Origin of the sequence: Hydrogenophaga aromaticivorans (assembly GCF_013387465.1) — a bacterium.
GTDB classification, from domain to species: domain Bacteria; phylum Pseudomonadota; class Gammaproteobacteria; order Burkholderiales; family Burkholderiaceae_C; genus Hydrogenophaga; species Hydrogenophaga aromaticivorans.
This window is the reverse complement of record NZ_VYGV01000006.1, coordinates 180,748-206,477: the sequence shown is the minus strand read 5'-3', so window position 1 is coordinate 206,477 and position 25,730 is coordinate 180,748. Positions and strand designations below refer to the sequence as shown.

The window sequence follows — 25,730 nt, the reverse complement described above, 5'->3', positions numbered from 1 at the left end:
AACGAACAGACACCCCTTGGGGATTCTGGCCCAAAACCACCCGGCATCCGGAGCGCGGCGGTTCCGCGCATGTAACAAAAGCCACCGCTGAATTCAGCCGCCTCGCACCATCGCCAGCACCTTGCCCATGTCCAGCGACTGGGCCTGTGCCTGGATCTGCGGCAGGTATTGCGCCTGCAACTGCTTGGCCGGGGTGAGCAGGTTCTGGAAGGTCTCCTGCAACAGCGCCGTGCTCATCACCCGACCACCCGCGTAGTAGCGTTTGGCCACCTGGCCGAGGGCGTAGGTGGTGGCAAACGAAAACGCCACACCGGTGGCTGCGCGGCCCAGACCGCCCACGGTGCGCCCGGCCATCTTACCCAGCAGGCCCCCGAGCAGCTTGCGACCGAATTGCTCGATGTACTGCGAGGTTGCGCCCACGCCCGCGGCCGCGATGAACTCGCGGATGTGGCCCTGGTCGAGTTCCACGCCGTGGGCCTTGCCGATGTTGTAGACCAGCCGCACCTGCAGCGGGATGATGGCCATCGAGGCCCAGGATTGCGGCAACAACTCCAGCGCGCCGTTCAGCATGGCGGCGTTCAGGATGGTCTTGTCGAGCTGGGCATCGAGAGCGGCATCCAGCGGCGCAGCCTGCGGCACAGTTCGCGCCGCAGAAGCGGCCACGACCACGGGCACGGCCAGCGGTGCGGCCTGGTCGGCCGCATCGAGCACAGCCGTTTCCTCGCGCTCGAACGCCGAGGCCTCGGCCGCGTCCAGTTGCAGACGGGCTTTCAGGTCGGTCAGGAACGTGGTCTCGGCGGGACTCTGGCGCCCGTCCGCATCACAAACACACACCGCCATTTCATAGGCCAGCTGGCGCTGGCCGGCGTCCGTCAGGCCGGCCACGGCGTCGGCCAGCGACACGCGTTTCAGCAGCACATCCTGGTAGAGCTGAGCCAGCCCGGCGCCACCGCTCTCGTGCCCCAGCGTCTCGGCCAGCCTGCGGATGGCTTCGCGCTCGGTGTCGGCCTTGTGGCCATCGGCAAAGGCGGCCAGCAGGGCGATGGTGAGGATGGACTGTTGTTCGTTGGCTTGCATGGGGTGTTTCGAGTGGGTTGTGACCAAGGGACCCCGGTAGAGCCCGTTGCGTGTTTCAAGTTCCGGCGCTGGCCCGGGCCGGTTGTGATACCCCCTGCCACGCAGCGCCCGCAGCGCAAGCCCGATAATCGGCCCATGCGTTTTCTCATCGACTTCTTTCCCATCGGCCTTTTTGTGGCGGCCTACAAGCTGCACGACATCTACACCGCCACCGCGGTGCTCATGGTCGCCACGCTGGTGCAGACGGGCCTCATCTACGCCATCGACCGCCGGCTGCAGACCCTGCAGAAGGTCACGCTGGTGCTGGTGATCGTGTTCGGCATCCTGACCCTGGCGCTGCACGACGAACGCTTCATCAAGTGGAAACCCACCGTGCTGTACGCGAGCATGGCGATCGTGCTGGGTGCGGCGCTCTGGATCTGGAAAAAGAACTTCCTGCAGATATTGCTGGGCAGCCAGCTGTCGCTGCCGACCGCGGTGTGGGCGCGGCTCACCGTGATCTGGATCGGCTATTTCCTCTTCATGGCGGGCATCAACGCCTATGTGGCGGCCTACTACTCCACCGAAGACTGGGTCAACTTCAAGCTCTGGGGTTATGTGTTCCCGATCGTCTTCATCGTCGGTCAGGGTCTCTACATCGCGCGCTACCTGAAAGACGGCGACACCCCCGGCGACGGAGCCCAGAAACCATGAACGCAACACCCACCCCTGTGATCAGCACCGCCCCGGCTCTGGAAGCTGCGCTGCGCGAGGCCCTGGCGCCCGCGGTGCTGCAAGTGATCGATGAAAGTGCGGCCCACGCCGGCCATGCGGGCGCCAACGGCCTGGGCCACGGCACGCACTTCCGGGTGCGCATCGGCGGGGCGGCCTTCGCGGGCAAAAGCCGCGTGGCGCAACACCGGCTTGTGTATGATGCGCTGCAAAAATTCACCGACGCGGGCCTGCACGCGCTGGCGATTGAAATCCAGGCCTGACCGGCCAGCACACGGGCTTGGCACCCCTGCCCGTTGGCCCCCGTTTTTTTCACCCGAGGAACACCATGAAATTTTCCCTGTCGGCCCTGACCGCGGCCGTCCTTCTTGCAGCCGCTCCCTGGGCCGCTGCGCAAAACGTGGCCATCGTCAACGGCAAAGCCGTGCCGACCGCGCGGGTTGAGGTGCTGGCCAAGCAGCTCGCGGCATCGGGCCGCCCGGTGACCGACGAGGTGCGCGCCCAGCTGAAAGAAGAAGTCGTGCTGCGCGAAATCTTCATGCAGGAAGCGCAAAAACGCGGCGTGGCCGCGCTGCCCGAATACAAGGACCAGATGGAACTGGCCCGCCAGACCATCCTGATCCGCGCGCTGTTTGCGGACTATGAAAAGAAGAACCCGGTGACGGACGCTGAAATCCAGGCCGAGTACGACAAGTTCGCCGCCAGCAATGGTGGCAAGGAATACCGCGCCCGCCACATCCTGGTGGAGAAGGAAGACGAAGCCAAAGCGGTCATCGCGTCCATCAAGGGCGGCGCCAAATTTGAAGACATCGCCAAGAAGCAGTCGAAAGACCCGGGCTCCGGTGCCAACGGCGGCGACCTCGACTGGGCCAATGCGTCCAGCTACGTGGCCGAGTTTTCCGAGGCCATGGTCAAGCTCGAAAAAGGGCAGATGACGCCGGCGCCGGTGAAGAGCCAGTTTGGCTGGCACGTCATCCGCGTGGACGATGTGCGCCAGGCCCAGCTGCCCAAGTTCGAAGAGATCAAGGACCAGATCGCCCAGCAGATGAAACAGCAGAAAGTGGCAGCGTTCCAGGCCAGCCTGCGGGAAAAGGCCAAGGTGGAGTAAGCAGCTGACGCTGGCTTACCCAAGCGCGACCTCCGGGTCGCGCTTTTTTTCGTCTCATCGTCAGATTTGATCAAATATTCTCGGTAATTCAGAAAAGTGACAGAATCGCAGTCACTTTTGATCAAATCAGGCTGCATATGAACGTTTCAACCGACAGCTTGCGCGAGTTTCTCGCCCAGCACCGCATCCACGAGGTGGAGTGCGTCATCCCCGACATGACAGGCATCGCGCGCGGCAAGATTTTGCCCAAGGACCTGTTCCTCAACTCTGGCCACATGCGCCTGCCCAAGAGCGTGCTGCTCAACACGGTCAACGGCCAGCAGCCCGACAACACCGCCTTCGTCGGCGACACCGACCCGGACATGGTCTGTGTGCCCGACCTCGCCACCGCGCGCATGGTGCCCTGGGCCGCCGAGCAGGTGGCGGTGATCATCCACGACTGCGAAGAGTTCGACGGCACGCCGGTCGCGCTCGCGCCCCGCAGCGTGTTGCGGCGTGTGCTGGCGCTCTACGAAGCGCAAGGCTGGCAGCCGGTGGTGGCGCCCGAGATGGAGTTTTACCTGGTGGCGCGCCACCAGAACCCGCACGAACCGCTGCAGCCGCCGCTGGGCCGCACCGGCAAGCCCGAGGCCGGCCGCCAGTCGTATTCCATCGACGCGGTCAACGACTTCGATCCCTTCTTCCTGGAGCTCTCGCGCTTCTGCGAGGTGCACCGCCTGGGCGTGGAAACGCTGATCCACGAAGCCGGCGCTGGCCAGATGGAGATCAACTTCACCCACGGCGAGCCCATGGACCTGGCCGACCGCGTGTTCCTGTTCAAGCGCACGGTGCGCGAGACTGCGCTGCGCCACGGCATCTTCGCCACCTTCATGGCCAAGCCCATGGAAGCCGAGCCCGGCAGCGCGATGCACATCCACCAGAGCATCCTGGACGCCGAGACGAAGCAGAACATCTTCAGCGACGCAGACGGCTCGCCCACGCCCGCCTTCCACCACTACATCGCCGGCCTTCAGCGCTACGTGCCGCAGATCATGCCGATGCTGGCGCCCTATGTGAACTCCTACCGCCGGCTCTCGCGCTTCATGTCGGCGCCGATCAACGTGCAGTGGGGCTACGACAACCGCACCTGCGGCATCCGCGTGCCCGAGTCCGACGCCGCCAACCGCCGGCTGGAAAACCGCGTGCCGGGCGTGGACGTGAACCCCTACCTGGCCATGGCCGCCACGCTGGGCGCGGGCTACCTCGGCATGGTGGAAAAACGCCAGCCCAGCGAGCCCATGAAAACCAGCGCCTGGGACATGGACTTCGAGCTGCCCAGCCACATGGAGGACTCGATCCGCCGCATGCGCGAATGCGAGCCGGTGCGCGATGTGTTCGGCGGCGCCTTCATCGACGCCTTCCTGGCGGTGAAGGAGCTGGAATACGCCACCTACAACCGCGTGATCAGTTCCTGGGAACGCGAGCACCTTCTCCTGCTGGTTTGAGGTGGTGCCCATGAACGCTCACCCCCTTCAACCGGCCAGCCGCCATGGCCTCGACTGGACCCGCGCCCTCGCCTTCCTCGCCCGCGAGCGCCAGTCGTTTGCGGAGCGCAACCCGGCCTCGGCCGCCCTGGCGGCCCAGGCCAGCGAACACCTGCTGTTCGGCGTGCCACTGCACTGGATGAACGACTGGGGCACACCCTTCGCCCTGCATGTCTGTCAGGCCAACGGCGCCCAGGTCACCGACGTGGACGGTCACACGCTGGTCGATTTCTGCCTGGGCGACACCGGCGCCATGTTCGGCCACGCGCCCGCGCCGGTCGCCGCCGCTCTGGTGAAGCAGGCCATGCGCGGCTACACCACCATGCTTGCCACGGCCGACGCCGCCGCCGTCGGCGCCCTGCTGGCCGAACGCTTCGGCCTCCCGTTCTGGCAGTTCGCCATGAGCGCGACCGACGCCAACCGCTACATCGTGCGCTGGATCCGCGCCGCCACCGGACGCAAGAAGCTGCTGGTGTTCAACGGCTGTTACCACGGCACCATCGAAGACGTGTTCGTCGATCTGGTCAACGGCCAGCCCGTGCAACGCGACAGCCTGCTCGGCCAGGTGTACGACCTGACCGAACACACGGTGGTGGTCGAGTTCAACGATCTGCCTGCACTCGACGCTGCCCTCCAACAGGGTGATGTGGCCTGCGTGCTGGCCGAGCCGGTGATGACCAATATCGGCATGGTGCTGCCCGAGCCTGGGTTCTGGGGCGAGGCGCAAGCCCTCATCAAAAAGCACGGCGCCTTGCTGGTCATGGACGAGACCCACACCATCAGCACCGGCCCCGGCGGCTACGCCCGCGCCCACGGCATCGAGGCCGACGCGCTGGTGCTCGGCAAGCCGGTGGGCGGCGGCGTGCCCTGCGCGGTCTACGGCATGAGCGCCGATCTGGCCGCCCGTGCCGTGCAAGCCAAGCAGGATGCACCGCCCGGCCACAGCGGCATCGGCACCACGCTCACCGGCAACATGCTGGCCATGGCCGCGATGCGCGCCACGCTCGCCGAGGTGATGGCGCCTGCGGCCTACGCGCACATGCTGTCGCTCGCCGAACGGCTGGCGGGCGGCCTGCGCGGTCTGATCGCACGCCACAGCCTGCCCTGGTGCGTGACCCAAGTCGGCGCGCGCACCGAATTCCAGTTCTGCTCGGCACCGCCCCGGAACGGCAGCGAAGCCGAGGCCGTGCTGGACCCCGAGCTGGAGCACCTGATCCACCTGGCTCTGCTCAACCGCGGCGTCATGATCACGCCCTTCCACAACATGATGCTGGTCTGCCCGCAAACGACCGATGACGACGTGGGCCAGCTGCTGCGTGCGCTCGACGAGGTGCTTTCGCAGATCACCCTGACGGCATGAAGACACCCACCCCGACCCAGCAGGACAGCACCTACGCGCGCCTGCGGCAATGGGTGACTGTGGGCCAGTTTCTGCCGGGTGAACGGCTGAAAATCCACGCCATCGCCGAGAAGCTCGGCGTGGGCGTCATGCCCGTTCGCGCAGCCCTGCAGCGGCTGGCCGCCGAAGGCGCGCTGGTCAATGTGCCGCACAGCGGCATGATCGTGCCCAAACTGTCGCTGGCCGAGTTCGACGACGTGCTGCAGACACGGCTGCTGCTCGAAGGCGAGGCCGCCGAGCGCGGCGCCCACCGGCTCGGCGCCGCCGGCGTGGCCGAGCTGCTGGCACTGGAGCAGCAGATGCGCGACGCGCTCAAGGTCAACGACGCCAAGGGCTACCTGGACGCCAACGAGCTGTTCCACCTGCGCCTGTACCAGGCGGCCGCCTCGCCCACCCTGCTCTCGCTGATCGAAACCGTCTGGCTCAAGGTCGGGCCACTGTCCAACAAACTGTTCGAGGTGCCGGCCTCGCTGCGCGTGATCAACGAGGCGCACGGCGACGCGGTGATGGCGCTGCGTCTGAAGGACAGCGCGGGCGTGCGCCGTGCCATCGAGAAAGACCTGTTTGTGGCCGGGCAGTTTCTGCGGCCTTTCTGCGCCGGCTGATCAGCCCCGCAACCAGACCACCGCCGCCAGCAAGCCCATCAGCACCGGCTGGTGCAGCAGGTAGTAACTGAGGCTCCAGCGCCCGAGCATCACGAGCCGTCTCTTCGCGCCGCTGGCCGGCGCATCCACCGAGCCCAGCCAGTGCGGCCGGTGCCGCAGCGCCCACTGCCCCGCCGCCAAGCCCCACCACATCACCCCCAGCCAGGGCAGCAGCGGCACATAGTCCTCGGTCACGGGCAGGCGGCTGATGAAACCCAGGGCGTTCCAGCCCGGGGCGTTGAGAAATTCCAGCACTGGCATCGCCGCGATCGCCGTCGATGCGATGAACTTGGCCGCGATGACCAGTGCGCCGGCCGGCCAGAGCCAGCTGCCCCAGCCCGCCGTGAACCGCACCACGATCAGCATTACCGCGATGCCGTGTAGCACACCGAAGTAGATGAAGCTCCTGGGGAACATCAGCGCCGAACCCGCCGTGACCAGCAGCGCCGCGACAGCCACCTGCGACCAGCGCCTCCAGAAGCGTGGCCAGTCCAGGCCCTGCGACAGCGCCACGGCCTGAGACAGTCCGGCGGTGAACAGGAAGCCGCTCACGATGGCGCTGCGCTGCCAGGTCCAGAACGGGTCGCGGGCGAAGTTCTCATGGATCAGGCCGAAGTGATCCAGGTCGAAACAGAAGTGGTAGGCCGTCATCCACAACATGGCCGCTGCGCGCAGCAGGTCGATGCGGTTCAGCCGCTGCGTGGAAAGCGGGGTCACCGGCGGCATCAGCCTTGGCTCGACCGATGGTGGATCGCCAGCAGCAACTGCGCCAGTTCGCGCGGCGCGCTCACCATCGGGTCGTGCCCCGTGGCCAGTTCGTGCACGGTCCAGCCCGGTTCGCTGCGCACGCGCTTTCTGGCGGCATCAATCGTCGGCAGCGGCGGATTCGTGCAATCGATGAAGCTGTGCGGAATGGCCCAGACCAGCGCCGGGTCGAAGCTCAGCGGCTCCTGGTAGAGGCGGAAGGGCTGCGGCGTCTGGCGGCGATTGACCCAGTCGCGGTCGGCGCCGGTCAGGCCGAACACGCTGGCATCCGGCGGCGGAAAGCTCAGGCCACCGCTGGCCTGGCCCTCGGCCACGCGCCTGGCCACGGTTTCGGAGGAATGGGGTGTGCTCCAGCTGCTGCCCGGCGTCGGAATACCCGCGTCCAGGTAGACTAGGTGGCGCAGCAGACCCGGGCGCGAGCGCTGCAAGCGGTCGGCCACACAGGTGATCAGGTTGCCCGCGTAGCTGTGGCCCACCAGCACCACGCGCTGCAGTTCCTCGGCCTCGATCAGGCCGATCACGTCCTGGATGTGGGTGTCAATGCCCACCGACGGGCTCAGCAGGTGCGCCCGCTCGCCCACGCCGGTGAGCGTGACGGCGTGGGTTTCAACGCCCACGCCACGCAGCAGCGGCAGGACGCGCTTCCAGCACCAGGCGCCGTGCCAGGAGCCGTGCACCAGCACCATGGCCGTGCTGGAAAGATCAAGGGGTGCAGACATGCGGGTTCTCCGGGACAATATCGGGCTGTTTTCAGCGGGTGTTTTCCGCCCGATTCTGCACTGCCCTTTTGTCGATTCACCATGCTGCCTCACCAACTCGAACTTCTCTCCCCCGCCCGCGACGCCGACATCGGCATCGAGGCGGTGAACCACGGGGCCGACGCGGTCTACATCGGCGGGCCGTCGTTTGGCGCGCGCACCAGCGCCGACAACTCGGTGAAAGAGATCGCCCGGCTGGCGAAACACGCGCACCGCTTCGGCAGCCGCATCTTCACGACGATGAACACCATCCTGCGCGACGACGAACTGGAGCCGGCGCGCAAGCTGGCCTGGCAGTTGTACGACGCGGGTGTGGACGCGCTGATCATCCAGGACATGGGCCTGCTGGAAATCGACCTGCCGCCGATCCAGCTGCACGCGAGCACGCAGACCGACATCCGCACACCCGAGAAAGCGCGTTTTCTGCAGGACGTGGGCCTCTCCCAGATCGTGCTGGCGCGCGAACTCACGCTGCAGCAGATCGCCGACATCCGCGCCGCCACCGACCCGGAGCGCTGCACGCTGGAGTTTTTCATCCACGGCGCCCTCTGCGTGGCCTACAGCGGCCAGTGCTTCATCAGCCACGCCCACACCGGGCGCAGCGCCAACCGCGGCGACTGCTCGCAGGCCTGCCGCTTGCCATATGAAGTGAAGGACAGCCAGGGCCGCATCGTTGCGCACGACAAACACGTGCTCTCGATGAAAGACAACAACCAGAGCAACAACCTGCGCGCCCTGATCGACGCCGGCGCGCGCAGTTTCAAGATCGAAGGCCGCTACAAGGACATGGCCTATGTGAAGAACATCACCGCGCACTACCGCGTGCTGTTCGACGAGATCCTGGAAGAACGCCCCGAGCTGGCGCGTGCGTCCAGCGGCGAATGCACCTTCAGCTTCCAGCCCGACCCGGACCAGAACTTCAACCGCGAGTTCACCGACTACTTCGTGCAGGGCCGGCAGGAAGACATCGGCGCCTTCGACACGCCCAAGAACCCGGGCCGCCCGATCGGCTACGTGACGAAGGTTGGCCCCAACTTCGTGGAACTCGAAACCGACGATCCGGCCACGGTGATCCACAACGGCGACGGCCTGTGTTACCTCGATTTGCAGAAAGAACTGACCGGCCTGCAGATCAACCGGGCGGAGTCGGCTGGCAACCCGGGCCTCTGGCGCGTGTTCCCCAAAGACGCCCTGGACAGCTTCAAGGACTTGCGAAAAGGCGTGCAGGTCAACCGCAACCGCGACATGGACTGGGTGCGCGGGTTGGAGAAAAAGTCGGCCGAGCGGCGAATCGGCGCCTGGCTGAAGCTGGACGAAACACCCGAAGGCCTGAGCCTCACCGCCACGGACGAAGACGGCCACAGCGCCACCACCACCCTGCCCTGCGGGCTGGAAGCCGCCAATGACCCGGCCCAGGCCGGCGCCAAGCTGCGCGAAGCGCTCGCCCGGCTCGGTGAAACCATCTTCCAGCCGCTGGACGTGGCGCTGAACCTGCAAGGCCCGCGCTTTGTGCCCGCTTCACTGCTCAACCCGCTGCGCCGCGAAGCCATCGACGCGCTGGAAGCCGCGCGCGCCGCCGCTTGGACCCGCCTGCCCCGCGCGAAGCCGGTGGAGCCGCCCGTGGCCTACCCGGAAGACACGCTCACCTACCTCGCCAACGTGTTCAACCACAAGGCGCGCGACTTCTATGCGAAACACGGTGTGAAGGTGATCGCCGCGGCCTACGAGAGCCACGAAGAAGAAGGCGAAGTGAGCCTGATGATCACCAAGCACTGTGTGCGCTTCTCGCTCAGCCTCTGCCCCAAGCAGGCGAAGGGTGTGACCGGTGTACAGGGCACGGTGAAGGCCGAGCCCATGCAGCTCATCAACGGCCATGAAAAGCTCACGCTGCGCTTCGACTGCAAACCCTGCGAGATGCACGTGGTGGGCAAGGTGCGGCCATCGGTGCTGAAGGCCGGGCAGAGCAGCCCGCTGAAGTTTTACCGGACGCGACCGGGCTCGGCCATCCCGCTTTGAGCGCTTCCGTTGGCTGGCTGCGCCCAGCGCGAGCGTGCCTTGGTATCCGCTCGTTCGCGGCTAAACCAAGGGTTTCTGCTAGCTGGCGGATGGGTGATATGCAGTATATTGCCTGTGAGCGCGCGGCGATTGGGGGCGGTTTTCCGGCACTTTAATTCCTGTTTTTTGTCGTGCTTTCCTTCCAGTCGGGGGTTTCAACCCAGCTGCAACCGTTGGAATGCAACCGCCCCAGGCTTCAGGGCTAAATAGTTTAGACATCAAGTACGGGTAATTCACTATCCACACGTCCGCACCAGCCGCATACATTGAGCCGGTCCATACACACCACCAACAGGAGAAAGACCATGACCACCCGCCGAGAAATCCTTACCCGCAGCGCCGCCGTGATCGGTGCTGCGTCCAGTGGCTTGCTGCTGCCGCAGATCGTGCATGCCCAGTCCGACAAGGTGCGTGTCGGCTTCATGCTCCCCTACACCGGCACGTTTGCCCAGCTCGGCGTGGCCATCGAGAACGGCTTTCGCATGGCGCTGAACGAACAAGGCGGCAAGCTCGGTGGTCGCGAGGTGGAGTTCTTCAAGGTGGACGATGAGTCCAACCCGGCCAAGGGCATCGAAAACGCCAACCGCCTGGTGCAGCGCGACAAGGTCGACGTGCTGGTGGGCACGGTGCACTCTGGCGTTCAGATGGGCATCCACAAGGTGGCGCGCGACAGCGGTGTGCTCAGCCTGATCCCCAACGCCGGTGTGCACGTGGCTACCCGCGCCCAGTGCTCACCCAATGTGTTCCGCACCTCGTTCACCAACTCGCAACCCACGCTGGCGTTGGGCAAGGCCATGGTGGACCGCGGCCACAAGAAGGCCGTCTGGATCACCTGGAACTACGCCGCTGGCGAAGAAGCCTTCGAAGGCTTCGAACAGAGCTACACCGCCGCGGGCGGCACCATCGTCAAGAAACTCGGCCTGCCCTTCCCGAACGTGGAGTTCCAGGCCCTGCTGACCGAGATCGCCTCGCTCAAGCCCGACGCCGTGGCCTGCTTCTTCGCCGGTGGCGGCGCCGCCAAGTTCCTGCGCGACTTCCATGCGGCCGGCCTCTCCAAGAACATCCAGCTCTACGGTTCGGGCTTCCTGACCGAGGGTGTGCTCGAAGCCGCCGGCCCGGCCGCCGACGGGGTGCTGACCACCATGCACTACAGCGATGCGCTGGACACACCGCGCAACAAAAAATTCCGCCTCGACTATGCCAAGACCTTCAAGGCCCAGCCCGACGTGTACGCCGTGCAGGGTTACGACACCGGCCTGCTGCTGATCAAGGGCGCCAACGCGGTCAAGGGCGACCTGTCGAACAAGAAGGCGCTGTACGCCGCCATGGAGGGCGCGACCATCGACAGCCCGCGTGGCCAGTGGACCATGAGCAAGGCCCACAACCCCATCCAGGACATGTACCTGCGCAAGGTGGAAAACAAGGAAAACAAGGTCATCGGCATCGCGCAGAAAGCCGTGGCCGATCCGGCCACCGGCTGCCGCATGGGCTGAGCCCGGTTCTGAAACCTTGCCCGTGGTCTGCGCCTTTCGAGGTGCAGGCCCTGTCTGCGCCCAATCACCGATCCGATGGACTTCGCCAACTTCCTGATCCAGTTGCTCAACAGCCTGCAATACGGCCTGTTGCTGTTCATGCTGGCCGCTGGCCTGACGCTGATCTTCGGCATCATGGGCGTGGTCAACCTGGCGCACGGCAGCTTCTACATGCTGGGCGCCTACCTGGCCTGGTTCCTGGCATCGCAGTTCGACAGCCTGGTGCTGGCCATCGTGGTTGGCACGCTGATCGCCGTGGCGCTGGGCTGGGCGCTGGAGTGGCTGCTGTTCCGCCACTTCTACCACCGCGACCACCTCGACCAGGTGCTGCTCACCTTCGGGCTGATCTACATCTTTGAAGAGGTGCGCTCCATCCTCTGGGGCGACGACGTGCACTCGGTGCCCGTGCCCGAACTCGTGAACTGGTCCATTCCGCTGACCGAGAACCTGTCTTACCCGGTCTACCGGCTGGTGATCTCGGTGGTGTGTGTGGTGCTGGCGCTGGGCCTGTATTTCCTGATCTCGAAAACCCGCCTCGGCATGAAGATCCGCGCCGGCGCCTTCAACCGCGAAATGACCGAATCGCTGGGCATCAACATCCGCCTGATCCACGGCGTGGTGTTCGCGCTCGGCGTGGCCCTGGCGGCCATCGCCGGCATGATCGCCTCGCCGATCTCCAGCGTCTACCCCGGCATGGGCAGCTCGGTGCTGATCATGTGTTTCGTGGTGGTCGTCATCGGCGGCATCGGCTCGGTGCGCGGCGCGCTGGTGTCGGCTTTGCTGGTGGGCCTGGTGGACACCTTCGGCAAGGTGCTCGTGCCGCAGATCGCCGGCATGGCGGTCTACATGCTGATGGCCGGCGTGCTGCTCTACAAGCCGGAAGGCTTGTTCAAACAATGAACACGGTCACCTTCGCATGAGTTCCCCCAAAGCCACTCTGGAAACCTTGCCCAAGGGCGTGCAGGCGCTGCTGGCGCTGGGCGCGATCGCCCTGGCCGCGTTCCCGCTGATCCCGTCCGACAGCTCGGACTTCTACCTGCAGATGCTCTCGCAGATGATGATCCTGGCCATCTTCGCCATGAGCCTGGACCTGCTGCAGGGCGTGACCGGTCTGGTCTCGCTCGGCCACGCGGCCTACTTCGGCCTGGCGGGTTACGCCCTCGCCTTCCTGACACCGGCCGACGTGCCCGTGAGCCTGTGGTGGTCGCTGCCCGTGGCGGCACTGGGGGCTGGCCTGGCTGCCCTGGTGATCGGCTTTTTCGTGGTGCGCACGCACGGCATCTACTTCATCATGGTCACCATGGCGTTCGCGCAGATGGTGTTCTTCCTGTTCTTTGACAACAAGGAACTGGGTGGCTCGGACGGCCTGTACGTGAACTTCCGGCCCGACGCCAGCCTCTTCGGCTGGACCGGCATCGACCTGGAAAACAAGACCACATTCTTCTACTTCACGCTGGTCATACTGGTGGGCATCTACGCCTTCCTGCGCCGCCTGCTGTTTTCGCCCTTTGGCCGCGTGCTGGCGGGCATCCGCGTCAACGAGCACCGCATGCGCGCTGTGGGCTACGGCACCTTCGGCTACAAGCTCGCCGCCTTCGGCCTGGCCGGCACGCTGGCTGGCGTGGCGGGCTACCTGTGGGCCGCTCAGACCGGCTTCGTGAACCCCGAACTGATGGGCTTTCACATGAGCGCACACGCCATCATGATGGTCATCCTCGGCGGCATGGGCAACTTCGCCGGTGCCATCGTCGGCGCCTTCGCCTTCGAATACGTGATGCACTTCTTCAAGGACCTGACCAAACACTGGCAGCTGCTCATGGGCAGCTTCATCGTGCTGGTCGTGGTGTTCGCCCCGCGCGGCCTGCTGGGTCTGGGTGAGCGTTTCATGAAAAAGAAGGACGCGGCATGAGCGAACTTCTGCTGTCAGCCCAGAAGCTCGTCAAGCGGTTCGGCGGTCTTGCCGCGGTGAACGATGTTTCCGTGGACCTGTTCCGCGACCGCATCCACGCCGTGATCGGCCCCAACGGCGCGGGCAAGTCCACCCTGACCAACCTGCTCTCGGGCGACCTGCCACCGACCTCGGGCCGCATCACGCTCAACGGCGCGGAAACCGCCGGCCACAGCCCGGAGAGCATCTCCCGCCTGGGACTGGGCCGCAGCTACCAGAAGACCAACATCTTCCTGCCGTTCACCGTGTGGGACAACGTGCGCCTGGCCGCCCAGTCGCGCGAACGCCATGCGCCCTGGAACCCGCTGCGCTGGCTCAGCGCCGCCTCCGGCATGACCCAGGTGAACCAGCGCTGCGAACGCGCCATCGAGCTCGCGGGCCTGACGCAACGCAGCCAGACCGTGGCCGCCACCATCAGCCACGGTGAACAGCGCCAGCTCGAAATCGCCATGACGCTGGCGACCGAACCCACCGTGCTGCTGCTGGACGAACCGCTCGCCGGCATGGGGCAGGCCGAGGCCGAAAGCATGATCGCCCTGCTGCAGAAGCTGAAGAAAGACCACGCCATGATGCTGGTCGAGCACGACATGGACGCCGTGTTTTCGCTGGCCGACCAGCTCACCGTGATGGTCAACGGCCAGGTGATCGCCAGCGGCACGCCGGCCCAGGTGCGCAGCGATCCGCTGGTGCAGGCCGCCTATCTGGGCGAGGAACACTGAACATGAGCGAACCGCTGATCCAGGCCACCGGCCTGCACACCCACTACGGCGCCAGCCACATCCTGCGCGGCGTGGACTTCACCGTCGGCCAGGGCCAGACCATCGGCCTGATGGGCCGCAATGGCATGGGCAAGACCACCCTGCTCAAGTCGCTCATGGGCATCGTCAAGCCCAGCGGCGGCGGCGTGCTGATCAAGGGCCGGCCCATGACGGGTGCCTCGACGTTCGAGATCGCGCGCTTGGGGCTGGCCTACGTGCCCGAAGGCCGCGGCATCTTCGGCAACCTGAGCGTGAAGGAAAACCTGGTCATGTCGGCCCGCGCCGGCACGAAGGGCCAGCGCGACTGGACCTACGACCGCGTGCTGGAGACCTTTCCCCGCCTGGCCGAGCGCCTGAACCACGGCGGCCAGCAGCTCAGCGGCGGCGAGCAGCAGATGCTGACCATCGGCCGCGCGCTGATGACCAACCCGGACGTGCTGATCCTCGACGAAGCCACCGAAGGCCTGGCGCCGCTGATCGCGCGCGAAATCTGGCGCATCTGCGGGCTGATCCGCGAAAGCGGCATCAGCAGCGTGATCGTGGACAAGAACTGGAAACACGTGACCCAGATCACCGACCGCAACGTCATTCTGATCAAGGGCGAGGTGGTGTTCGAGGGCAGCTCGGACGAACTGCTTTCAAAGCCTGAGTTGCTGGAGCAATACCTCGGGGTGTAGGTCCACCCCTGCCGCGCTTCGCGCGACCCCCTCAAGGGGGCAACGCGGTGCGGCCCGGCAAAGCCGGGACCAAAGCGTTCTGGCGTAAAGACGCCTGCGCCGGGGATGGCGCTGCTTTTAAAGCAGCGGTCTGAGTTCCCGCGCCGCGTCCAGCAGCAGCGGCAGCAGGTCTTTGTGCATCACATCGGGTGCGAGCCGGTCGGGCGAGGCCACCACGTTGAGCGCCGCCACGGTCTGGCCTTTCATGTTGCGCAGCGGCACCGCCAGCGCATGCACGCCCAACTCATGTTCCTCGCTGGCGACCGCGAAGTCGTCGGCCCGCACCCGGGCCACGATGGCTCGAAAAGCCTTGTGGTCGATGGTTGTCTTGGGCGTCAGCCGCGCCAGTTCGCGGCCCTTGAGCCAGGCGCTGAATTCTGCACGCGGCAACGCGGCCAGCAGCACCCGGCCGGTGGACGTGGCGTGCACCGGCAGGCGTGCACCCAGGTGCAGGCCATAGGCCATCAGCCGCTGGCCCCCTACCGAGGCGCTGCGCGCCACGATCACCACCTCGTCCACGTCGAGCACCACGGCCGAGAACGACTCGCGCGTCTGCGCGGCCAGCCGGTTCAGCGTCGGCTGCAACAGGCGCGGCAGGCGCGCCGACGACAGGTAGCTGCCCGAAAACCGCAACACTTTGGCCGAAAGCCAGTAGTGGCTGCCGTCGGTGTCGAGGTACCCCAGATAGGCCAGTGTCAGCAGGTGGCGCCGCGCCGCGGCCCGGGTCAGGCCCGCGCGCTCGGCGGCCTGGGTGGCGTTGAGGCGCTGGCGTTCGGTGTCGAAACTCTCCAGCACGGCCATGCCCTTGGCCATGCCCTCGATGAAGTCGGCTTTGGCGATGTGTCGGGTGTCGCTGGTCATGCCGGGATTATCGGAGTTTTCAGGTGTATTGCGCGGTGATCGCACAACCGATCTGATGATCGCTCATTGCTGGTGCCCTACCCTTGCCACCGCAAGCAGCAAAAATTACGCTGTCTGCTGATCCCAATTTTCAGGAGACAACACCATGCGAACCCAAGTCGCCATCATCGGCGCCGGCCCCTCCGGCCTGCTGCTCGGCCAATTGCTGCACAAGGCCGGCATCGACGCCATCATCGTGGAACGCCAGACGCCCGAGTACGTGCTCGGGCGCATCCGTGCCGGTGTCCTTGAACAAGTGGCGACCGATTTGCTGGACGAAGCGGGCGTGGGCCAGCGCATGCATGCCGAAGGCCTGGTGCACACCGGCTTCGACATGCTGTTCAACGGAACGCGCCACCGCATCGACCTGGAGAAGCTCACCGGCGGCAAGAAGGTCATGGTCTATGGCCAGACCGAAGTCACCCACGATCTGATGGATGCGCGCAAGGCCGCGGGCCTGCCCACGGTCTACGAGGCCGCCAACGTGCAGGTGCACGATTTCGACACCACCCAGCCGCGTGTGACTTACGAGAAAGACGGCCAGACACACACCATCGATTGCGACTTCATCGCCGGTTGCGATGGCTTTCACGGCGTGTGCCGCGCCAGTGCGCCGCGCTCGGCCATCAAGGAATTCGAAAAGGTGTACCCGTTCGGCTGGCTCGGCCTGCTGTCGGACACACCGCCGGTGCACCACGAACTGATCTACGTGAACCACCCACGCGGTTTTGCCCTGTGTTCGCAGCGCAGCGCCACGCGCAGCCGCTACTACCTGCAGGTGCCGCTGACCGACAAGATCGAACAGTGGAGCGACGACGCTTTCTGGAACGAGCTGAAACTGCGCCTGGACCCGGAAGCGGCTGAAAAACTGATCACCGGTCCCAGCCTGGAGAAAAGCATTGCGCCGCTGCGCAGCTTCGTCACCGAGCCATTGCGATTTGGCCGCATGTTCCTGGCCGGTGACGCGGGCCACATCGTGCCACCCACCGGCGCCAAGGGCCTGAACCTCGCCGCGACCGACGTGAAGTACCTTTCCAACGCCATCGTCGAGTTCTACCAGGACAAGACCGAGGCCGGCATCGACAGCTACTCCGAGCGCTGCCTCAAGCGCATCTGGCGCGCCGAACGCTTCAGCTGGTGGTTCACGTCCATCATGCACAACTTCCCCGATGACGGCGCCATCACGGGCAAGCTGCAGCAGGCCGAGCTGGATTACCTGATGCACTCCGAGTCGGGCCTGAAAACCATTGCCGAAAACTACGTCGGTCTGCCGCTGAATTTCGGCGAGTGAGTGCGGCGAGACTGCGGGTGTCACCTGCGCGCAGATCTCGAAGTGACTTGGCGGTACATTGACGTGAACGTCAATCCGTAGCGCCATGTCCAAACCCGCCCCCACCTCGATCAAACCCCTCAAGCCGCTGCGCGGTGTCCGAATCCTCAGCCTGGCGCTTAACCTGCCCGGCCCGGCCGCGCTCATGCGCCTCAAGGCCATGGGCGCCACCTGTCTCAAGGCCGAGCCACCCGGCCCCAAGGGTGCGCCCACCGGCACCAGCGGTGACCCGATGGGTCAGTACAACCCGACCGCTTACGCCACGCTTCACGATGGCATCAAGGTGCTGGGCATCGACTTGAAATCGGACAAGGGCCGGGCCCGCCTGCACCAGGAACTGGCGCGCAGCGACGTGCTGCTCACCTCGTTCCGACCTTCGGCGCTGGCCAAGCTGGGCCTGGGCTGGAAGGCGCTGCACAAGGCCCATCCGCAACTTTCTGTGGTGACCATCGTGGGTGCGCCGGGCGCGCGCGCCGAAGAGCCGGGCCACGATCTCACCTACCTCGCCGACGCGGGACTGATCACAGGCCTGGACCTGCCGGCCACGCTGTTCGCGGACATGGGTGGCGCCCTGATGGCCAGCGAAGCGGTACTCCAGTCGATGCTGGCGCAGAAAACCAGCGGCAAGGGATCGTTTCAGGCCGTAGCGTTGTCGGATGCCGCATCCTGGCTCGCCCTGCCCCGCAGCTGGGGTCTGACGCAAGCGCAGGGGGCCGTCGGCGGCGCGCACGCCGGCTACCGTGTCTATCCCTGCAAGAACGGTCGCGTGGCCGTGGCCGCGCTGGAGCCGCACTTTGCGGCCGCACTCTGCGCCGCCGCTGGCATGCCCTTTGAGGGCATGGGCACGATGTTCAAGCCGGACACCCACGCCGCCATGGCCCGCTTCCTCGCGGGCAAGACGCGCCAGCAGCTTGACAAGCTGGCTGTCGCGAAAGACATCCCACTGCACACGCTGGCAGCCTGACGCCAGCGCGTCAGGGCAGCGGCGCTGGCGACTGCGCCAGGTAGCGAGCCACGCCCTGACCCGCCAGCCGTCCGCTGGACAGGCAGGCCGTGAGCAGGTAGCCCCCGGTGGGCGCTTCCCAGTCGATCATCTCGCCGGCACAAAACACACCGGGCTTCTCGCGCAGCATGAGGGCGGCATCCATCGTCTCAAAGCGCACGCCGCCCGCCGTGCTGATGGCTTCGTCCAGCGGACGTGCCGCCACGACCGTGACCGGCAAGGCCTGGATCGCGGCGGCCAGCAGCGCGGGCTGGTTGAGGGTGTCCCGGGGCAGCAGCTCGTTGAGCAGGGCGAGCTTGATGCCGTCCAGGCCCAGCCGGCTTTTCAGGTGGCTGGAGAGGCTGCGCGAACCGCGCGGGTGGCTCACGTGGGCCAGCACCTGCGCCGCGCTGTGGTCGGGCAGCAGGTTCAGCGTGAAGGTGGCCGATCCCTGGGCAGCGATCTGATCGCGCAACAGGCTGGACACGGCGTAGATCAGGCTGCCTTCGACGCCGGTGGCGGTGGCCACGAATTCGCCCCGGCGATCGAAGCGGTGGCCCTGGCTGTCGGTGAAGTGCAGCGACACGGACTTGAAGGGCTGCCCGGCGAAGCGTTCGCTGAAGTAGCGGCTCCAGCCAGCGCTCACGCCGTGCACCGCCGAGCCGGCCACGTCGAAACCGCAGTTGCTGGGCTGCAAGGGGGCCAGGTCCACGCCTGCGGTCCGAAGCACGGGCCACCAGGCGCCGTCGGAGCCCAGCCGCGCCCAGCTGGCCCCGCCGAGCGCCAGCACCGTGGCGCGGGCCTGTACCCGCTTCTCGCCTTCGGGGGATTGAAACACCAGCGTGCCGCTGCCATCGACCCAACCGGTCCAGCGGTGGCGCATGTGGAAACGCACCGGTGCCCTCCCCTCCGCTGGATGCCGCAAGCGCTGTAGCCAGGCGCGCAGCAGCGGCGCGGCCTTCATGTCGCTCGGAAAGACCCGGCTGGAGCTGCCGACGAAGGTGTCGATGCCCAAGCCAGCCGCCCATTCGCGCACTTCGTTCGGCCCGAAGGTTTCAAGCAGCGGGCGCAGCGCGTCGGCGCGTTCGGCGTAGCGGCCGATGAAAGCGGCCAGCGGCTCGGCGTGGGTCAGGTTCATGCCGCCCTTGCCGGCCAGCAAGAACTTGCGGCCCACCGAGGGCATGGCGTCGAACAGGTGCACCGCCACACCGGCACGCGACAGCACCTCGGCGGCCATCAGCCCGGCCGGGCCGCCGCCGATGACGGCGACGTCCACCGTCAGCGCAGACTCGGGGTTCTTCAAGGGTTCGGAATCGGTCATGAAGCCAGTTGTTCGGGTGAAAGCGGGATGAGCTGGCCCAGGGGATTGATGAAGGCCAGCCGCACCGGCTCGCCCGGTCGGGCCAGCGCCATGGCCTGGCGGTAGCGCTGCATCTGCGCCAGGTATTCGGGCTGGCGCTCGGGGTGTTCGTGGCTCTTGAAGTCGAGCACCCACCAGGTGCTGGCCGAACCGCTCTCGCCGCGCCGGCGCACCAGTCGGTCCAGCCGCAGCAGCTCGCCCTGGTGGAACAGCTCGACCTCGTTGCCCCAGTGGTCGAGCTGCATGGCGTCCCAGGCCCAGGCGGCAGCGCCGTTCACGATGCGGCGCGCCATGGCCAGCGCTTCGGCGGCTTGGGCCGGGCTCAGGCCGAACTCGCGCGCAGCGGCCTGCGTGTGGGTCGTGGTCCAGTCGAAACCCTCGGCCGGCGTGGGGAACCACTGCAGCAGGCGGTGCAGCGCGAGGCCGATGCGGGTGTGCTCGTCGTCCGCGCCGACCCCGGTGTGCTCTGTCGGGGCGCTCGGCACCGCACTGCTGGGCGATGCGGTGCAGACCGGCAACTGGGCCAGCGCGAAGTCGGCCGCAGCGGCGGGCGCGGCCACGGCGCTGGCCGGCTCGGGGGCGTCGATGGGTGTGGCCAGGGGTTGCAGGCGCTGGTACCAGCTGGCGCTGCTGCCGCGCTGGTGCGGCTCGAAGCTGGACAACACCAGGCGCTCTTCGGCCCGCGTCAGCGCCACGTAGAGCGCATTGAGCTCTTCGAGCGCGCGCGCCTGCTGCTCCACCTGCAGCACCGCCACCGCACAGGCGGGCGGCGATTTTTCGCTGGCCAGGAACACGAAGCGGCGCGGCGCGGCGTCTTCACCGGGCCAGTCAACCAGCACGCCCATGCTCTCGGGGCGGCTGGGCGGAGCGTCGGTGTCGAGCATGAGCACGGTGTGGGCCTCCAGCCCCTTGGCACCGTGGATGGTGAGCAGGCGCACGGCGCCCGGTGTCTGGACCGGCGTGGCCTTGATGCCACCCGCCTTGAGCGCGCGCACCAGGCGGTAAGGCGTGAGAAAACGCCCGCCGTCCTGCGCCAGCGACTGCGCCAGCAGATCGCGCAGCTGGGCCAGCACGCCGCTGCGCTGGCTGGCGGGCGCGGCCTGCGCGAAACGCGCCAGCACGTCGCCGTGGTCGTACAGCGCCGAGAGCGCGTCGTGCGGCGGCAGGCATCGCACCCAGCCCTGGTACAGCGCCAGGCGCTCGGCGGTTTCGCGCAGAAGGTAGGCCTGTTCCGGTGCGGGCGGCTGGCCCGGCAACTGCAGCAGGTCAACCTGCTCGGCGGGCGGCAGACCGGCGAAGCGCTGCAGCAGATCCCACCACGAGGGGCGCACCGGCGCGGTCGCGGCATCGGTGGAGGTGTCGGCCCGCAGCGTCCAGCGCAGGCGCAGGCGCAGGCGCGCCAGCTGGGCCAGCGCATCGTCGCTCCAGCCAAACAGCGGCGACTTGAGGGCGCGTGCCAGACTCAGGTCGTGGCGCGGTGAAACCAACGCGTCCAGCAGCGCCACCACGTCCTGCACCGCGGGCGCTTCGCACAGGTCGAGCTTCTCGGGCTGTTCGCTGGCGATGCCGCGCTCGCGCAGCGCTTCGAACATCCAGGCCAGCCGTTCGCGCCGGCGCGAGAGCACCATGACCTGCTCGGGTTTCAGATGCCCCGATGCGATTTGTGCCACCACCCAGTCGGCCGCCTGGCGCGCTTCCAGCGCGGACATGGTGTCTTCGGGCAAGACACGCGGCGTGGTGAGGCTGTCGCGCCAGACCGGCTCGTCGCCCCCTGCGGCGTCGCGCTCGCGCAGACTGCGTGGCAGCTGGGGCAGCGCCATCACGGCGCCCGCCTCGTGGCTTTCGGTGGTGTGGGCGCGGTAGTCGCTGCCGTATTCACCGGCTTGCACGGCCGACAGCATGGCGCTGTTGAGCGCCTGCACCACGCCCTGCGCACAGCGGCGCGTGTGGTCGCAACTGAGCAGTGCACCCGCGAGGCCCTGCACCACGAAAGCCTGCGCCGCCTTGAACACCTGCGGTTCGGCGCGGCGGAAGCGGTAGATCGACTGCTTGGGATCGCCGACCAGGAACACGCAGGGCGCCTCGCCCGACCCGGCGCCGGCGTAGGCCGAGAGCCAGCCGTAGAGCGCCTGCCACTGCAGCGGGTTGGTGTCCTGGAATTCGTCGATCAGCACGTGGCGCACGCGGGCGTCGAGCCGCTGCTGCAGCCAGCCCGAGAGCTCAGCGTCGGCCAGCAGGCGCTGCGCGGCGCCTTCGACATCGTTCATGTCAACCCAGCCACGCTCGCGCTTGAGATCGGCGTACGCGACCAGCAACACGCGGGTCAGGCGCGCCAGGCGCTGGTGGTGCAACCACGCGGCGTGCTGGCGCCGCGCATTGCACAGATCCTGCAGTTCGGGCTCGGCCTCCTGGGCGGCGACGAACTTGGTGAGGTTGGTGTTGAGCCGGTCTTCGCTGGCGACGAAGAAACCCTTGCGCAGCAGCGCAAGGCGGCGGGCCATCAGCGCCGGTTCGTCGGCGAGTTCAAACGCATCGACCACCGCACTGGCCGCCGTCTTGGGCGTCTTGTTGGTCTCGCCGCCGAGCAGCTTCGCACGCGCCAGCCAGCGCTCGCGGGCGCCGGGCTGCAGCAGGGCCAGTTCGGGCACGGCCAGGCCGGCCCAGCCCGGGTACAGGGCAGCAAACGGCTGCACCGACGCCTCGACCACGCCGGCGGCGTCCGCCAGCTTGAACTCCACGCGCTTCTGCAACGCCTTTTCCAGCGCCTTGAGCGTCTGGTGGCGGCCGTGTTCGGCCACTGCGTCGAGGAAGTCCTGTTTGTCCTCAGCGCTGGCGGCCAGCGCGGCGTAAAAGCGCGGCCAGACCAGGGCCACGGCGGGCGCGTCGTCTTCCAGCAGTTCGTACTGGGCCGGCAGCTGCAGCTCCTGCAGCACCGCCAGCGGCGCGCCACGCAGCAACGCGGCGAACCAGCTGTGAAAGGTGCGCACCTGCACCGGTCGGCCCAGCGCCGTCATCCGCGCATGCAGGCCTCGGGCCTCGGGCAGGCGGCGCAACGCTTCGGGGTCTGACAACCCACGCGCGCGCAGTTCGCCCGCCAGTTCGCCGTCGGGCAGGCGGCTCCAGCGGCGCAGCTCGGCGTTGAGACGGTCGCGCATTTCACCGGCGGCTTTCTTGGTGAAGGTGATCGCCAGGATGTCCTGCGGCGCGCAGCCGTCGAGCAGTGCGCGCAGGATGCGCGAGACCAGCATCCAGGTCTTGCCGGCGCCGGCGCAGGCCTCCACCGCGATGCTGCGCGCGGGGTCGCAGGCCAGCGCGTAGAAGGCCTCGCGCGCCACCTGGGTGCCGTTGATGCGGTAGGCGGCTTCGGTCATGCGGCGCTCCAGAAGTCCTTGCGGCACAGGCCGCGCGCAGCGCAGAAGTCGCACACCCGGCCCTCGCCCAGCGCGGGCATGGGCTGGCCGGCGGCCACGCGCGCCATGTCATGCGCCAGGCCTTCGCGCAGTTGCTCGCGCGCCATCAGCACCTCGGGCTGCTCGACCAGCAGGGTGGGCGCATCCCGGGCCGTGTCGCCGCGTTTGTCGGTGATGCTGAGGTAGGCGGCGCGCAGGTTTTCGTCGGGCAGCAGCGCGGCGTAGAACGCGAGCTGCGTGTCTTCCAGCGGCTCCTTCACGCGCTCCAGCGTGCCGGGGCGGCCCTCGGTCTTGTAGTCGATCACGAAAGGAATCGCGCCTTCGGGGCTGTCCTGCACATCGATGCGGTCGAGCTTGCCGTACAGCTTCCAGGGCCCGGCCTGGGCGGTCAGCGCGGTCTCGGCTTCCTGAAAGCGCGGTCCGGCGCGTTCGGGTGTCGATTCAAAGCCGGCCAGCCAATCCAGGTAACCCTCGCGCAGCGCCGGCCAGACCGCCTGGTAGGGCAGGAACCCGGCCCCACCTTCGCCCGCGTTGAGGCCCATGCTGTCTGCGGTGGCGTCGGCCAGGCGGTTCAGCTCGGCGCGGTCGACCTCCCGACCGGGCCGGCGGTCGCCGCGCTGTTCGTGAAAGGCCCGCAACACGGCGTGCAGCCAGTTGCCCATGTCGCGCTGGTCGGGCTCGGCTTCCAGCTCGGGCGCGTCCACCAGCCGCAACTGGCGCAATGCAAAGAAACGGTAGGGGCAGTCGCGCAGGTCCTGGTAGGCGCTGGCCGAGAGCGACTCGGGCAGCACGTCGCCCGCGGCCGGCTGGGGCCGTTGTTGCGCCAGCGGCTGGAGCGTGCGCTGGGGGCGTGGATCGGCGCTGGCGTCCGCCCCGAAGCCGGGCAGCGCCTGCACCCAGGGGCTGGCCTGCAGGGTCTCGCCGCGCTCCTGCGTGCGCCACATCAGGTCGAGTTGCGGCAGCGCCAGCGTGGCCTGCCAGGCTTGTGCGGCGGCCAAGGCCAGGACTTCGCGGGTGGGCAGCCCCAGGGCTTCGCGCTGAGCGGCCGTCCATTGTCCGGGCGGCTCCGGGCTGGGGTTGAGATGCACCTCGTCGCAACCGGGCACGACGGTGGCGGCGAACGCGCGGCCCAGCAGCTGCGCCATGGGCAGGATGACCACATCCGGCTCGCCCTCGCCACGCGGCATGAAACTCGCGCCCTCGAGCACATCGCGCACCCAGGCGGTGAATCCCGACAACGACAGCTTGCTACCGGAACGTGTGGCGGTCCGGGCCGGGGTGCCGTCTGCCGCGGTGGCGGCCAGCGCATCGGTCACCCGCACCAGTTCCTGCGCGGCGCCTTCGCCCAGCCGCAAGGCCTGGATCATCTGCTGCCCCGCCGGGTCGCTGGTGAGGTTGTCCCACAAACCACATTGCGCCAGCGCCAACGCCAGGCTCTCCAGCCAGCCCACCAGCGGGCGCGCCGGTTGAAGCCCTTCGAGCAAGGCCGGCAGGCCTTCGGGCAGCGCGGGCAACAGGCGTGGCGACTGCAGCGCCGAGCGCCAGAGCGACACGCCGGCTTCGCGCGCCAGCTGCTCCAGCGCCTGCACCTGGGCTTCGGGCCAGGCCGGACTTTGTTTGAGCAGGTCGAGCACGTCGTCCATGCGGGCCCGGGCATCGGCCGCGCGCAGCAGACTCATGAGCCGGGCGGCGGCGTGCGTGGTGGAGAGCTTCCAGCCGGTTTCGTCGCGAACGCCCAGGCCGGCGTGGTGGAGCATGGCGCTCACGCGGCGGGTGAGCAAGCGGTCGTTGGCCACCAGGGCCACCGGCCGCTGCGCAGCATTGACCCGCGCGATCACGCAGGCGGCCGCGCGCTGGGCTTCGTCTTCGGCATCGCTGCAGGCGTGCAGAACCGCTGACGGCATGGCCGGGTCCGCTTCGCCCAGGGGCAATGGCAGTTCGGCGCCCTGAGCACCCCAGTGCCGCGCCAGCGCCGAGGCCAGCGGGTCCTGCTGAAAACCCTGCAGCACGATCAGCGTCTGCACGCCCGACACCGAGCGGGCCAGCGGGCTCCACAGCACGTCGGTGGCGTAAGCGGACGTGCTGGCCCAGACCAGGGCCAGCGAACCCAGCATCGACTCCCAGTGCAGCGTCTGCACACCGGTTGCCAGCGCTTCGCTCAAAGGTTCGGCCCAGGCCGTGCGCTGGTCTGGCGGCACCGCAGCAGCGAGGGGTGCCAGCTGGCGCGCCGCTTCGACCAGACGCGCCACCATCACGGCACGCAGGGAGGCATCGGGCCGCCCCTGCGCCACCCGGTCGATGAACGCGGCTGCCACCAGGCTGTCGCGGGCCATGTCCAGGCTCAGATCGGTGGGGCCGGGCGCGAAAGGCTGCAAGGACGCGGCCCAGTTGCGGGTGGATTCAAAGCGCGGCGAAAAACCACTCGGACAGGCCTCGGCCCAGGCGCGCCGCCCTGCGTCCATGAGCTGGGCGTAGGGCACCAGGACCAGTGCCCGTGAAGGGTCGATACCCGTCTGGCGGATCAGGGCATCGATGCCATCGATCCAGACCCGCCATTGGTGGCGGGTCGGGTGTTCGCCCGCACCTGTGGGCTCCTGTGGACCCGGCCCCGGCTGCGCCCCTTGCGCCAGTCGGGCAGACGCTGGTGGTGGTGTTCGGTTCGAAGGCATCGGGTCAGGAGCGTTTCTGTCACAATCAAAAGCTTGCAGCTGACGGCCAGTGCGCCAGCGCTTTGACTTTAACTCCCCCGTTCAA

At 67.3% G+C, this 25,730-nt stretch carries 21 protein-coding genes; 14 read left to right on the top strand and 7 right to left on the bottom strand.

The genetic code is table 11. The annotated features are described in order from the left end of the window. Positions 1 to 93 precede the first annotated feature (93 nt). The gene (locus F3K02_RS05335) at positions 94 to 1,272 is read right to left on the bottom strand and encodes a DUF533 domain-containing protein (RefSeq protein WP_177134062.1); all 1,179 of its coding nucleotides are present in this window, start codon (positions 1,270 to 1,272) and stop codon (positions 94 to 96) included. Between F3K02_RS05335 and F3K02_RS05330 the strand changes: the two genes are divergently transcribed. From F3K02_RS05330 to F3K02_RS05305, 6 genes are all read left to right on the top strand, one after another. Beyond that, positions 1,213 to 1,770: a septation protein A gene (locus F3K02_RS05330; RefSeq protein WP_177134060.1), complete on the top strand. Its 558-nt coding sequence runs from the start codon at positions 1,213 to 1,215 to the stop codon at positions 1,768 to 1,770. The two genes, F3K02_RS05335 and F3K02_RS05330, sit on opposite strands and share 60 nt — an antisense overlap. Then, positions 1,767 to 2,051 (top strand): BolA family protein, encoded by a 285-nt coding sequence (locus F3K02_RS05325; RefSeq protein WP_177134058.1) that lies wholly within the window; start codon positions 1,767 to 1,769, stop codon positions 2,049 to 2,051. The genes F3K02_RS05330 and F3K02_RS05325 overlap by 4 nt, the downstream gene beginning before the upstream one ends. A gap of 65 nt (positions 2,052 to 2,116) precedes the next feature. Next, positions 2,117 to 2,896: a peptidylprolyl isomerase gene (locus F3K02_RS05320; RefSeq protein WP_177134056.1), complete on the top strand. Its 780-nt coding sequence runs from the start codon at positions 2,117 to 2,119 to the stop codon at positions 2,894 to 2,896. Between the two features lie 137 nt (positions 2,897 to 3,033). Then, the gene (locus F3K02_RS05315) at positions 3,034 to 4,380 is read left to right on the top strand and encodes a glutamine synthetase family protein (RefSeq protein ID WP_177134054.1); all 1,347 of its coding nucleotides are present in this window, start codon (positions 3,034 to 3,036) and stop codon (positions 4,378 to 4,380) included. A 10-nt stretch (positions 4,381 to 4,390) separates the two neighbouring features. Continuing rightward, positions 4,391 to 5,779 carry an aspartate aminotransferase family protein gene (locus F3K02_RS05310; RefSeq protein ID WP_177134052.1) on the top strand — a complete coding sequence of 463 codons (1,389 nt, stop codon included), beginning with the start codon at positions 4,391 to 4,393 and terminating at the stop codon, positions 5,777 to 5,779. Next, positions 5,776 to 6,423 (top strand): GntR family transcriptional regulator, encoded by a 648-nt coding sequence (locus tag F3K02_RS05305; protein WP_177134050.1) that lies wholly within the window; start codon positions 5,776 to 5,778, stop codon positions 6,421 to 6,423. Before F3K02_RS05310 ends, F3K02_RS05305 begins: the two co-directional genes overlap by 4 nt. Here the strand turns inward: F3K02_RS05305 and F3K02_RS05300 are convergent, their stop codons facing one another. After that, positions 6,424 to 7,188 carry an acetyltransferase domain-containing protein gene (locus tag F3K02_RS05300; RefSeq protein WP_177134048.1) on the bottom strand — a complete coding sequence of 255 codons (765 nt, stop codon included), beginning with the start codon at positions 7,186 to 7,188 and terminating at the stop codon, positions 6,424 to 6,426. Continuing rightward, on the bottom strand, positions 7,188 to 7,946 hold the full coding sequence (locus tag F3K02_RS05295) for an alpha/beta fold hydrolase (RefSeq protein ID WP_177134046.1): 759 nt from the start codon (positions 7,944 to 7,946) through the stop codon (positions 7,188 to 7,190). The genes F3K02_RS05300 and F3K02_RS05295 overlap by 1 nt, the downstream gene beginning before the upstream one ends. Before the next feature lie 81 nt (positions 7,947 to 8,027). Here F3K02_RS05295 and F3K02_RS05290 point away from each other — a divergent pair, with 81 nt between their 5' ends. The 6 genes from F3K02_RS05290 (at position 8,028) to F3K02_RS05265 (ending at position 14,955) form a co-directional block, all read left to right on the top strand. Then, on the top strand, positions 8,028 to 10,001 hold the full coding sequence (locus tag F3K02_RS05290; RefSeq protein WP_177134043.1) for a peptidase U32 family protein: 1,974 nt from the start codon (positions 8,028 to 8,030) through the stop codon (positions 9,999 to 10,001). Positions 10,002 to 10,345: 344 nt separating this feature from the next. Continuing rightward, positions 10,346 to 11,533, top strand: a complete 1,188-nt coding sequence (locus tag F3K02_RS05285; protein ID WP_177134041.1) for an ABC transporter substrate-binding protein — start codon at positions 10,346 to 10,348, stop codon at positions 11,531 to 11,533. 75 nt (positions 11,534 to 11,608) lie between these two features. Continuing rightward, a complete protein-coding gene (locus F3K02_RS05280; protein ID WP_177134039.1) occupies positions 11,609 to 12,472 on the top strand; it encodes a branched-chain amino acid ABC transporter permease in 864 nt (287 codons plus the stop codon). A gap of 16 nt (positions 12,473 to 12,488) precedes the next feature. After that, positions 12,489 to 13,481, top strand: coding sequence for a branched-chain amino acid ABC transporter permease (locus F3K02_RS05275; RefSeq protein ID WP_177134037.1), 993 nt, complete (start codon positions 12,489 to 12,491; stop codon positions 13,479 to 13,481). Next, a complete protein-coding gene (locus tag F3K02_RS05270) occupies positions 13,478 to 14,239 on the top strand; it encodes an ABC transporter ATP-binding protein (protein WP_177134035.1) in 762 nt (253 codons plus the stop codon). Before F3K02_RS05275 ends, F3K02_RS05270 begins: the two co-directional genes overlap by 4 nt. Before the next feature lie 2 nt (positions 14,240 to 14,241). Further along, positions 14,242 to 14,955, top strand: a complete 714-nt coding sequence (locus tag F3K02_RS05265) for an ABC transporter ATP-binding protein (RefSeq protein WP_177134033.1) — start codon at positions 14,242 to 14,244, stop codon at positions 14,953 to 14,955. A 117-nt stretch (positions 14,956 to 15,072) separates the two neighbouring features. Here the strand turns inward: F3K02_RS05265 and F3K02_RS05260 are convergent, their stop codons facing one another. Beyond that, positions 15,073 to 15,855: an IclR family transcriptional regulator domain-containing protein gene (locus F3K02_RS05260; RefSeq protein WP_177134031.1), complete on the bottom strand. Its 783-nt coding sequence runs from the start codon at positions 15,853 to 15,855 to the stop codon at positions 15,073 to 15,075. A 145-nt stretch (positions 15,856 to 16,000) separates the two neighbouring features. Between F3K02_RS05260 and pobA the strand changes: the two genes are divergently transcribed. After that, the gene (gene pobA / locus F3K02_RS05255) at positions 16,001 to 17,185 is read left to right on the top strand and encodes a 4-hydroxybenzoate 3-monooxygenase (RefSeq protein WP_177134029.1); all 1,185 of its coding nucleotides are present in this window, start codon (positions 16,001 to 16,003) and stop codon (positions 17,183 to 17,185) included. A gap of 85 nt (positions 17,186 to 17,270) precedes the next feature. Continuing rightward, complete coding sequence (locus F3K02_RS05250) at positions 17,271 to 18,188, top strand: CoA transferase (RefSeq protein WP_177134028.1); 918 nt, start codon at positions 17,271 to 17,273, stop codon at positions 18,186 to 18,188. A gap of 10 nt (positions 18,189 to 18,198) precedes the next feature. Here the strand turns inward: F3K02_RS05250 and F3K02_RS05245 are convergent, their stop codons facing one another. The 3 genes from F3K02_RS05245 to F3K02_RS05235 are packed head-to-tail and all read right to left on the bottom strand — an operon-like array spanning position 18,199 to position 25,645. Beyond that, positions 18,199 to 19,527: a TIGR03862 family flavoprotein gene (locus tag F3K02_RS05245; RefSeq protein ID WP_177134026.1), complete on the bottom strand. Its 1,329-nt coding sequence runs from the start codon at positions 19,525 to 19,527 to the stop codon at positions 18,199 to 18,201. Next, a complete protein-coding gene (locus F3K02_RS05240; protein WP_177134024.1) occupies positions 19,524 to 22,937 on the bottom strand; it encodes a UvrD-helicase domain-containing protein in 3,414 nt (1,137 codons plus the stop codon). The genes F3K02_RS05245 and F3K02_RS05240 overlap by 4 nt, the downstream gene beginning before the upstream one ends. Next, the gene (locus tag F3K02_RS05235; RefSeq protein ID WP_177134022.1) at positions 22,934 to 25,645 is read right to left on the bottom strand and encodes a PD-(D/E)XK nuclease family protein; all 2,712 of its coding nucleotides are present in this window, start codon (positions 25,643 to 25,645) and stop codon (positions 22,934 to 22,936) included. The genes F3K02_RS05240 and F3K02_RS05235 overlap by 4 nt, the downstream gene beginning before the upstream one ends. Positions 25,646 to 25,730 lie beyond the last annotated feature (85 nt).

Bases quoted from the DNA above. Each gene is read 5' to 3' on its own strand.
- F3K02_RS05260 (WP_177134031.1), bottom strand. From the start codon at position 15,855: ATGACCAGCGACACCCGACACATCGCCAAAGCCGACTTCATCGAGGGC.
- F3K02_RS05270 (WP_177134035.1), top strand. From the start codon at position 13,478: ATGAGCGAACTTCTGCTGTCAGCCCAGAAGCTCGTCAAGCGGTTCGGC.
- F3K02_RS05300 (WP_177134048.1), bottom strand. From the start codon at position 7,188: ATGCCGCCGGTGACCCCGCTTTCCACGCAGCGGCTGAACCGCATCGAC.
- F3K02_RS05240 (WP_177134024.1), bottom strand. From the start codon at position 22,937: ATGACCGAAGCCGCCTACCGCATCAACGGCACCCAGGTGGCGCGCGAG.
- F3K02_RS05280 (WP_177134039.1), top strand. From the start codon at position 11,609: ATGGACTTCGCCAACTTCCTGATCCAGTTGCTCAACAGCCTGCAATAC.
- F3K02_RS05305 (WP_177134050.1), top strand. From the start codon at position 5,776: ATGAAGACACCCACCCCGACCCAGCAGGACAGCACCTACGCGCGCCTG.
- F3K02_RS05295 (WP_177134046.1), bottom strand. From the start codon at position 7,946: ATGTCTGCACCCCTTGATCTTTCCAGCACGGCCATGGTGCTGGTGCAC.
- F3K02_RS05245 (WP_177134026.1), bottom strand. From the start codon at position 19,527: ATGACCGATTCCGAACCCTTGAAGAACCCCGAGTCTGCGCTGACGGTG.
- F3K02_RS05250 (WP_177134028.1), top strand. From the start codon at position 17,271: ATGTCCAAACCCGCCCCCACCTCGATCAAACCCCTCAAGCCGCTGCGC.
- F3K02_RS05320 (WP_177134056.1), top strand. From the start codon at position 2,117: ATGAAATTTTCCCTGTCGGCCCTGACCGCGGCCGTCCTTCTTGCAGCC.
- pobA (WP_177134029.1), top strand. From the start codon at position 16,001: ATGCGAACCCAAGTCGCCATCATCGGCGCCGGCCCCTCCGGCCTGCTG.
- F3K02_RS05310 (WP_177134052.1), top strand. From the start codon at position 4,391: ATGAACGCTCACCCCCTTCAACCGGCCAGCCGCCATGGCCTCGACTGG.
- F3K02_RS05275 (WP_177134037.1), top strand. From the start codon at position 12,489: ATGAGTTCCCCCAAAGCCACTCTGGAAACCTTGCCCAAGGGCGTGCAG.
- F3K02_RS05235 (WP_177134022.1), bottom strand. From the start codon at position 25,645: ATGCCTTCGAACCGAACACCACCACCAGCGTCTGCCCGACTGGCGCAA.
- F3K02_RS05330 (WP_177134060.1), top strand. From the start codon at position 1,213: ATGCGTTTTCTCATCGACTTCTTTCCCATCGGCCTTTTTGTGGCGGCC.
- F3K02_RS05315 (WP_177134054.1), top strand. From the start codon at position 3,034: ATGAACGTTTCAACCGACAGCTTGCGCGAGTTTCTCGCCCAGCACCGC.
- F3K02_RS05285 (WP_177134041.1), top strand. From the start codon at position 10,346: ATGACCACCCGCCGAGAAATCCTTACCCGCAGCGCCGCCGTGATCGGT.
- F3K02_RS05265 (WP_177134033.1), top strand. From the start codon at position 14,242: ATGAGCGAACCGCTGATCCAGGCCACCGGCCTGCACACCCACTACGGC.
- F3K02_RS05325 (WP_177134058.1), top strand. From the start codon at position 1,767: ATGAACGCAACACCCACCCCTGTGATCAGCACCGCCCCGGCTCTGGAA.
- F3K02_RS05290 (WP_177134043.1), top strand. From the start codon at position 8,028: ATGCTGCCTCACCAACTCGAACTTCTCTCCCCCGCCCGCGACGCCGAC.